General features: G+C 44.7%; 2 protein-coding genes. Both read left to right on the top strand.

What is annotated here, in order from left to right:
* Positions 1–114 precede the first annotated feature (114 nt).
* The gene (locus A3729_RS05445) at positions 115–414 is read left to right on the top strand and encodes a nucleotidyltransferase domain-containing protein (protein WP_068508309.1); all 300 of its coding nucleotides are present in this window, start codon (positions 115–117) and stop codon (positions 412–414) included.
* Positions 411–890: a hypothetical protein gene (locus tag A3729_RS05440; RefSeq protein ID WP_068633338.1), complete on the top strand. Its 480-nt coding sequence runs from the start codon at positions 411–413 to the stop codon at positions 888–890. The genes A3729_RS05445 and A3729_RS05440 overlap by 4 nt, the downstream gene beginning before the upstream one ends.
* The last annotated feature ends 347 nt before the right edge of the window (positions 891–1,237 follow it).

Below are 1,237 nucleotides of genomic sequence, written 5' to 3'. Positions count from 1 at the left end.
TATCCTGTCCTCGGTGCAGCGAAGCGCTATGTGGCTACCAAAGTCTAATTCCTTCCAGTAAGATAAGGCATGAAAATTCACTGCTTTAAATTATAGTTAGAGTCATTTGCATAAATGAGAATTACCGAAGGGCAAGCGCAATCCATTAAAGGTATCGTTGCCAGTTTAATTGATCCTGGCGTAGAAGTGTGGTTGTTCGGCTCGCGAGTGGATGATCATGCAAAGGGCGGTGATATAGACCTACTCGTGGTGTCAAAGCACGATATCGACGAACTCGTATTCGTTGCGGCTAAAATAAGCACGCAAGTATCTCGCTTGTTTCATGGGCGTAAAACCGATGTGATACTTCAAACACCAAGTGTAGAGCTTTCGCCAATACATACCATAGCAAAAGAAACCGGGATTAAGTTATGACCCTAGATCAAGGTCAGTTAGAAAGGCTACGGTATCTGTGCCGAATCGTGTCAAAAGAAATTACTCATCTACAATACTCTGAAGGAAGGCTATTTGCAGGTGGTTTTGACGAGGAAAAGGCGGCGCAGTTAGATACTAACCCTGACTTGGCTGAGGTGCTCGAGGCCTATGTGGGGCGCTTCTGCCGCCTGCAAGATACGGTTGGTGATAAGTTGTTGGTTGCATGGCTCAAGGCTACGCAAGAAAAAGTAGGTGTCGCGATCGATAATCTGGATAGAGCTGAAAAGCTTGGCTATTTGGAAAGCAGTGATACGTGGTTAGAGCTAAGAAGAATTCGGAATCAAATGATTCACGAATACATTGAAGATGCAGGGCAGCTTAGCCAAGCAATTAATCTGTCAAAAGATAATATTCCCCTAATAGTGAACTTTGCTCAAAAGCTAATTAGTGATCTTCAGGGCAGATTTGATATTTGAGTAAAGCTGACACTTTCTCTGTGCAGCAAGCGCTCTGTGTCCTCTATGGTTCATCGGTTTACCCCTTAATTAAAGATCAAAACATAAAAGACGGTTCACCACCGAGGACACAGAGCGGCCTGCGGCCTACACAGAGAAAAGATAAAAGCTTTATTAGATGTGTCTCAATCCCTTCCTCGGTGCAGCGAAGCGCCCGGTGTCCTCGGTGGTTCATCGGTTTATCCCTTAATTAAAGATCAAAACATAAAAGATGGTTTACCACAGAGGGTACAGAGCGGCCTGAGGCCTGCACCGAGAAAAGAAAGCGTTTTCTTAAAAGCGCCTTAAGCACGCTCTCAGTATTTCCC

This window comes from Oleiphilus sp. HI0043 (assembly GCF_001634935.1).
Note: the sequence above shows the minus strand (reverse complement) of the source record. Positions and strands in the feature narration are given on the sequence as shown.

Bases quoted from the DNA above. Each gene is read 5' to 3' on its own strand.
- A3729_RS05445 (WP_068508309.1), top strand. From the start codon at position 115: ATGAGAATTACCGAAGGGCAAGCGCAATCCATTAAAGGTATCGTTGCC.
- A3729_RS05440 (WP_068633338.1), top strand. From the start codon at position 411: ATGACCCTAGATCAAGGTCAGTTAGAAAGGCTACGGTATCTGTGCCGA.